Below are 7047 nucleotides of genomic sequence, written 5' to 3'. Positions count from 1 at the left end.
GGGGGGCCGGGCAGGATGGCGGCCAGGCGGGCGGCCTCGCGGGCGGTGAGGTCCTTGGCCGGCTTGCCGTACCAGTGCCGGGCGGCGGCTTCGGCGCCGTAGACGCCCGGCGCCCATTCGGCGACGTTGAGGTAGACCTCCATGATCCGCCGCTTGCCCCAGACGGTCTCGATCATGACGGTGTAGCCGGCCTCGAAGCCTTTGCGGATCCAGTCGCGGCCCGGCCAGAGGAAGACGTTCTTGGCGGTCTGCTGACTGATGGTGGAGCCGCCGCGGATGCGGCCGCGGCCGCGCTTCTCGACCCGGGCGTTGGCCTGCAGGGCGCGCTCGATGGCCTTCATGTCGAAACCGCGGTGGGCGCAGAAGGTCGAGTCCTCGGCCGCAATGGCGGCCTCGACCAGGCGGGGCGAGATGTCGTTCAGCCCCTTCCAGCGGTAGGACAGGCCCTCGCCCCCGACCAGGCGGCTGGCCATCAGGAAGGTGACGGGCGGGGGCAGGACGGCGTAGGCGACGACGCCGCTGAGGAACAGCAGGACGAGCGACAGGAAGACCGTCAGCAGCGGCCGGTTCTTCTTTTTCCTGATCGGAGGGCCCGCAGTCATCGGCCGATGTTCACCAGCTTGGCCGTGGCGCGCAAGTCAGAGGTCGAACACGCCGGCCTGGCCGTCCTCGTCGGCCCAGGCGATCCGGCGGGCGTCGGCGCTCATGGCCAGGGCGACGATCGGCCCGCCCTTGTCGGCCTTCAGGAAGTGCAGGCCCTGACTGGCGGGGTCGGCCAGCCAGACGCGGCCGTCGTTGAGGCCGGCGGCGAGCAGGCCGTGGCGGGGGTTGGAAGCGACCAGGGCGATCAGGCTGGCCTCGTCGAAGCCGATCTCGGTGGCTTCCCGGCCCATCGGGCCGTTGGAGCCGATGAAGGGCCACAGGACCGCGCCCTGGGCCCCCGAGGTGGCCAGCAGCTGGCGCCCGAAAGGAAGCTCATGGCCTTCACCTTCCCCGGATAACCGCCCATGCGCAGGTTCTTCTGGTCCTTGATGCGCCAGCCGTGCAGCTGGTTGTCCTGCATGGAGGTGATGACGAAGGCGCCGTCCGGCGAAAAGGCGACGGACAGATGCGAGCCGGCCCACTTCAGCAGGGTCGGCTTCTGGTCGGCGATGCGGGCGAACCACAGGGCGGCGCGCCGTAGGTGGAGGTGGCGATGCGCCGGCCCTTGGGCTCGAAGGCGACGCCGGAAACGGTCCGCTCGTGCACGAAGTCGCGACGGAAGGCGGCGTCCTTGGAGTCGATGACCGACAGGGTCCGGCCGCCGAGAAGGCGATCAGGCCGCTTTCGGCCGAGGCGTCGATGGCGTCGATCCACTGGCCCTTGGCGGTGGCCAGGACCACGGCCTCTTCGTCGCGGCGGGCCCAGACGACGCGGCCGTCGTCGCCGCCGGTGACGACGCCGTCGCCGGACGGGTGGACCGCGGCGCACAGGACGGCGCCGTCGTGGACGATCGCGCTGGTCCCGTTCTCGAACCGGATCGAGCCGTCGCCCATGGCGAAGACCGCGCCGTGGCGGTCGAAGAGGGCCGCGGTGGCCAGGGCGTCGAAGGTGGTCTGCATGGGGGCCGGTTTAGGCCCTGGGCCCGGGGCGTCAACTTCGCTTTGCGGCCTTCGCCGGGAGGACGAAAAGAGGCGGCGGCCTCTACCGATGCGTCTCGACCCAGCGGCGAGTCATGAAGGCGGGCCCGGCGTAGGGTTCCTGGAGCTCGACGCTCCAGTAGGTGAGGCGCTCCAGCGGGATGGGCGCGTCGGAAACGGCGCAGCGGACGAAGTCGCCGGGCTGCAGGACGTCGAAGTCCGGGGTGCCGTAGCGCAGGACCGCCTCGCGGTTCGGGCGGGGCGGCGGGTTCACGCCGCGCAGGCCTCGAACCCGGCCTTCAGGGCGGCCTCGTCCAGGTCGCGGCCGATGAAGACCGCGCGCGACCAGCGGCGCTCCTTGTCGCCCCACGGCTTCTGAAGGTCGCCTTCCAGGATCATGTGGACGGCCTGGAAGACCAGGCGGCGGTCTTCGCCGGCGACGTCGATGATGCCCTTGGCGCGCAAGATGTTCTGGCCCTGGCTGCCCAGCAGCTCGTCGAGCCAGCGGGTGAATTTCTGGCCGTCCAGCGGGCGGTCCAGCGACAGGGCGACGCCCTTGATGTCGTCCCCGTGGTCGTGACCGCGTGGGCCATGGTGATGGTCATGGTCGTGGTGGTCGTGCGCATGATCATGGTCGTGATCATGATGGTCGTGGCCGCAGTGTTCGTCGTGGACGTGGCCCTCGGCGCCGTGGGGCGGGTTGATGAAGTCGGGGCGGACCTCGGCGATCCGCTCCAGATCGAAGCCGTGCAGGCCCAGGACCTGGTCCAGAGGCACGTTGGCGCGTTCGGCGCGGGTGATGGGGGCCAGAGGGTTGAGCGCGCGCAGGCGGGCTTCGACGTCGACCAGATCGTCGGCGCGACCAGGTCGGTCTTGTTCAGGATGATGCGGTCGGCGAAGGCGACCTGCTCGCGGGCCTCCTTGGAATCGTCCAGGCGCGCCATGACGTGCTTGGCGTCGACCAGGGCGGTGACGCTGTCCAGCTGGGTGCGGGCCTTGACCTCGTCGTCGACGAAGAAGGTCTGGGCGACTGGGCCGGGGTCGGCCAGGCCGGTGGTCTCGACGATGATGGCGTCGAAGGCGGGTTTGCCCGGGCGCTGGCGCTTCATCAGGCCGTTGACGACGCGGATCAGGTCGCCGCGCACGGTGCAGCAGACACAGCCGTTGTTCATCTCGAACACGTCCTCGTCGGCGCCGACCACCAGGTCGTTGTCGATGCCGATCTCGCCGAACTCGTTGACGATGACGGCGTACCGCTTGCCGTGGTCCTCGGTGAGGATGCGGTTCAGCAGGGTCGTCTTGCCCGCGCCGAGGTAGCCGGTCAGGACGGTGACGGGGATCTTGGAGGGGGCGGAGGCGACGTCGGTCATGGCGCTCATCTAAGGGCGGCGGGCGACGGGCGCCAGTGAGATCGGCGCGCGCCGGCAGGCGCCTTAAAGCTTTCCGGCGGCGGCTGGTTCATCACGAAGGACACGAAGGAGGCACGAAGGACACAAAGAGAGCGAGGGTGGCTCGGGCGAGGCGTCCGCCAACGGAAGGATGGACGCGTGCCGCGTCATGGCCGCGGCTCCGGTCCCTTCGTGTTCTTCGTGCCTCCTTCGTGTTCTTCGTGATGAACCTCGGCTCTCGGGGCAGGGAAGGTCTGTGCGCGCGGACACGCCCCTCCACCCTCCTTCGCCCTGCGGGCTTCGGACGGTCCCCCTCCCCTGAAGGGGAGGAATGGGAGGACTGCGCTCAGCAGGTCGGGCAGCCGGGGAGCGTGCCGGTTTCGAGCTGCAGGGTGGTGTGGCCGATGCCGAAGCGGGCCTTGGCGACCTTCTGAGCCTCGGCCAGAAGGGCGTCGCCGTCGGGACGGTCGTGGACCAGGTGGGCGGTCAGGGCCGTGTCGGTGGTGGACAGGCCCCAGATATGCAGGTCGTGGACGGCCGAGACGCCGGGGATGGCCAGGAAGGCGTCGCGCACCGCCTGGACGTCCACGCCGCGCGGGGCGGCGTCGAGCGCCAGGTTGACCGAGTCCTTCAGCAGGCCCCAGGTGCCCCACAGGATGACCCCGACGATGGCCAGGCTGACCAGCGGGTCGATCACGCTCCAGCCGGTGAACAGGATCAGGGCGCCAGCGGCCACGACGCCCAGCGAGACGCCGGCGTCGGCCATCATGTGCAGATAGGCGCCGCGGACGTTCAGGTCCTTGTGCTGGTCCTTCATGAACAGCAGGGCGGTGCCCAGGTTGATCAGGAAGCCGATGCCGGCCACGACCATGATGGTGGTGGAGCCGACCGGAGCGGGCTCGGCGAAGCGGCGGACGGCCTCGAAGGCGATGGCCCCGCAGGCGAAGATGAGGGCCAGGGCGTTGAACAGGGCGGCCAGGACGGTGGCCTTGCCGTAGCCGTAGGTCTTCTGGGCCCCGCCCGCGCGCCGGGCCAGCCAGGCGCGCCGCCGGCCATGGCCAATCCCAGGACGTCGGAGAGGTTGTGGCCCGCGTCGGCCATCAGGGCGGTGGAATCGCTGAGAACCCCGGCGGTGAACTCGATCGCCACGAAGGCCAGGTTGACCACCAGGCCGACGGCGTAGCGCCAGTCGCCGGTGTCCACGGGCCCGTGATGGTGGCCGCCCGGGCCGTGGGCGTGGCCGTGCCCATGCGAATGGTCGTGACCGTGGGAGCCATGATCGTGGCCATGGTCGTGATCGTGATCGTGCGGACCGCCGTGAGCCATGACGCCCTCCCTAGGCCGCGCGGCGCGGCCGGTCAATCTTCGGCTCGAACTAACTTATTGATTGTAAATGTATAACGTCTCTCAGTGCTGGTGCGTCACGACCAGCAGGCCGATGACGATCAGCGCCAGGCCCAGGACCGCCCCCTCGTATCGCGCCCAGCGCTCGAGCCGCAGGATCGACCAGCCGGCGCGGGCCAGGAGGGTGAAGACGGCCATGCCGGCGACGGTGCCGGCGGCGAAGGCCAGGGTCAGGGCGGCCAGGACCAGGGGGCCCTCGGCCGCCTGGGACAGATAGATGGGCAGCAGGACTTCGCCGGGCGAAACGGCCATCATGGCGACCAGGCCCCAGAAGGCGGCGGCGTGGGAGACCGCGGGCTCGGGCAGGTCGATGGCCGGGCCGCCGGCCAGCTGGGGCCGGCGCAGGGTCGCCTTGATCAGATAGAAGGCGCCGAACAGGAACAGCAGCGCCGCCGAGAGATGCGGCAGCAGGCCCGAGACCCATTGGTCCAGCGCCAGGCCGGCGATGACGATCAGGCCGCCGACCAGGGCGGTGGCGCCGATGTGGGCCAGGCCCGCGGCGGTCACCGCGCCCAGGACGCGCGGCAGGCTCCAGCGCTGGGCGCGTCCGACCAGGACGAACGGCAGCCAGTGGGTGGGCAGGGCGGCGTGCAGGAAGGCCGTCGCGAAGCCGGTCCCCAGAAGGGACAGGAGCAGGGGATGGTCGAGATCGGACGGCGACATCGCCGGACCCTTATACTGTTACTTTATAACAGTCGAGCGCTATTTCCGGCGCTGCGTGTCGGAGTGGCTAGTGGCTAGTGGCCGGCGTGTGGGAAGGCGGCTCCGACCGGCTTTCCGCCCCATGGGGTTGAAACGAGCCGCGGATGACGCACCCTAGCCACTAGCCACTAGCCACTAGCCACTAGCCACTAGCCACTAGCCACTAGCCACTAGCCACTAGCCACTAGCCACTAGCCACTAGCCACTAGCCACTAGCCACTAGCCGCCAACCACAGGCTTTTTCGCCCGTCCGCGTTGACTCGGGCGGCCCCTTCCGTATATGTCGCCGCTCTTCGCCCGAGGGGGTCCCCCGTCGGGCTTATTCTTTTTGCGTTTCGCTGAGGCTTCAACATGTACGCGGTGATCAAGACCGGCGGCAAGCAGTACCGGGTCCAACCGGGCGACGTGATCGTGGTCGAGAAGCTCGACGGCGACGCCGGCTCGGCCGTGAACTTCGGCGAAGTGCTGATGCTGGGCGGCGACAAGGGCGTCACCGTCGGCGCCCCGCTGATCGACGGCGCCTCGGTCGCCGCGACGCTGGTCGAGACCCGCAAGGGCGAGAAGATCAAGATCTTCAAGAAGATCCGTCGTCAGGGCTACCGCCGCACCAACGGCCACCGCCAGATGGAATCGGTCCTGCGCATCACCGGCATCGAAGGCGCCGGCGAGAAGGCCAAGTGGGACGGCGAAGCCTCGCTGATGACCAAGGCCGAGATGAACGCCCGCGCCCGCGGCCTGGCCCCGCGCGTCGAGGCGACTGAGGACGCCAAGCCGGCCAAGAAGGCCGCGGCTCCGAAGGCCGCCAAGACCGAGACGACCGAAGCCAAGGCTCCGGCGAAGAAGGCCCCGGCCAAGAAGGCCGCCGCCAAGACCGCCGAAGCGTAAGAACAGTACGAGACAGGGAGCAGACCTATGGCTCACAAGAAATCCGGTGGTTCGTCGCGCAACGGTCGCGACTCCGAGTCGAAGCGCCTGGGCGTGAAGAAGTTCGGCGGCGAGCAGGTGCTGGCCGGCAACATCATCGTGCGTCAGCGCGGCACCACCTTCCACCCGGGTGAGAACATCGGCATGGGCCGTGACCACACCCTGTTCGCCACCGTGCACGGCGCCGTGAAATCACGAAGAAAGCCACGGCCGTTGTTACGTGTCGATCCTCCCGGCGAACGACACCGCCGAACAGGCCATGGCCGCCGAGTAAGCGCGAACGGAACACCTCCCGATCGCGCAAGGCTCAAGAGCCGCGATCCGGACCAAGGGAAATATTTCCGCGGGGAGTCTGGATCACCAGGCTCCCCGTTTGCGTTTCCCCGCCTCGAACGCCGTCCGAGCCCTCCAAGGAGGCGGCGAGAAAGACCGAGGCCGCATCATGTGCGTGATCGAACCCTCTCCCGTCGTCGAGACGCGGCGCCTGGCCCTGCGCAGCCCGCAGGCGCAGGACGCCACTCGTCTGGCCGCCCTGGCCAACGACGCCGACATCGCGCGGATGACCCTGCGCATGCCCCATCCCTTCTCGGTCGAGGACGCCGAGAGCTTCGTGCTGGCCGTGGCGGGGCAGGATCCGGCGCGGGCCCGCACTTTCCTGATCGAACACGAGGACCATGGCGCGGTGGGCGTGCTGGGCCTGTTCGAGGACGGCGATGTCGGACCCGAGGTCGGCTATTGGATCGGCCGGCCGTACTGGGGCCGGGGCTATGCGACCGAGGCGCTGGAGGCGGGACTGGTCTGGGCCAGCCGCAACTGGCGCCGGAAGGCGTTGGTGGCCGGGCATTTCATCGACAATCCGGCGTCCGGCCGGGTGCTGGAGAAGGCGGGCTTCCTGTACACCGGCGAGGTCCGCAAGGGCTTCAGCCGCGCCCGGGGAACCGAGGCGCAGACGCGGCGGATGGTCTGGCTGGCGTGATGTGGCGCGGGTCGTGCGCGGGCGGCGGCCGCCG

General features: G+C 69.5%; 5 protein-coding genes and 4 pseudogenes. 3 read left to right on the top strand and 6 right to left on the bottom strand.

All coding sequences use genetic code 11. The features are described from left to right. From mtgA to AC2W7C_RS11510, 6 genes and pseudogenes are all read right to left on the bottom strand, one after another. Positions 1-602: monofunctional biosynthetic peptidoglycan transglycosylase (gene mtgA, locus AC2W7C_RS11535; RefSeq protein ID WP_486001563.1), on the bottom strand; the 602-nt coding region annotated here is incomplete at its 3' end. Between the two features lie 36 nt (positions 603-638). Further along, positions 639-1601, bottom strand: a pseudogene (locus AC2W7C_RS11530) (WD40 repeat domain-containing protein). An 82-nt stretch (positions 1602-1683) separates the two neighbouring features. Next, positions 1684-1893, bottom strand: a complete 210-nt coding sequence (locus tag AC2W7C_RS11525) for a DUF2093 domain-containing protein (protein WP_486001562.1) — start codon at positions 1891-1893, stop codon at positions 1684-1686. Further along, a pseudogene (locus tag AC2W7C_RS11520) lies at positions 1890-2989 on the bottom strand (CobW family GTP-binding protein). Before AC2W7C_RS11520 ends, AC2W7C_RS11525 begins: the two are co-directional and overlap by 4 nt. Positions 2990-3353: 364 nt before the next feature. Beyond that, positions 3354-4333 (bottom strand): annotated as a pseudogene (locus AC2W7C_RS11515) (cation diffusion facilitator family transporter). Between the two features lie 81 nt (positions 4334-4414). Next, positions 4415-5074: a hypothetical protein gene (locus AC2W7C_RS11510; protein WP_486001561.1), complete on the bottom strand. Its 660-nt coding sequence runs from the start codon at positions 5072-5074 to the stop codon at positions 4415-4417. A gap of 390 nt (positions 5075-5464) precedes the next feature. Here AC2W7C_RS11510 and rplU point away from each other — a divergent pair, with 390 nt between their 5' ends. The 3 genes and pseudogenes from rplU (at position 5465) to AC2W7C_RS11495 (ending at position 7013) form a co-directional block, all read left to right on the top strand. Beyond that, positions 5465-5998 (top strand): 50S ribosomal protein L21, encoded by a 534-nt coding sequence (gene rplU / locus AC2W7C_RS11505; protein WP_486001560.1) that lies wholly within the window; start codon positions 5465-5467, stop codon positions 5996-5998. Positions 5999-6025: 27 nt separating this feature from the next. Continuing rightward, positions 6026-6311, top strand: a pseudogene (gene rpmA, locus AC2W7C_RS11500) (50S ribosomal protein L27). A 168-nt stretch (positions 6312-6479) separates the two neighbouring features. Next, entirely contained in the window at positions 6480-7013 is a 534-nt protein-coding gene (locus AC2W7C_RS11495) for a GNAT family N-acetyltransferase (RefSeq protein WP_486001559.1), read from the top strand. The last annotated feature ends 34 nt before the right edge of the window (positions 7014-7047 follow it).

The sequence above is a fragment of the Brevundimonas sp. CURTG3B2_SDJG genome (genome assembly GCF_057364705.1).
This window is presented reverse-complemented; position numbering and strand designations above follow the sequence as displayed.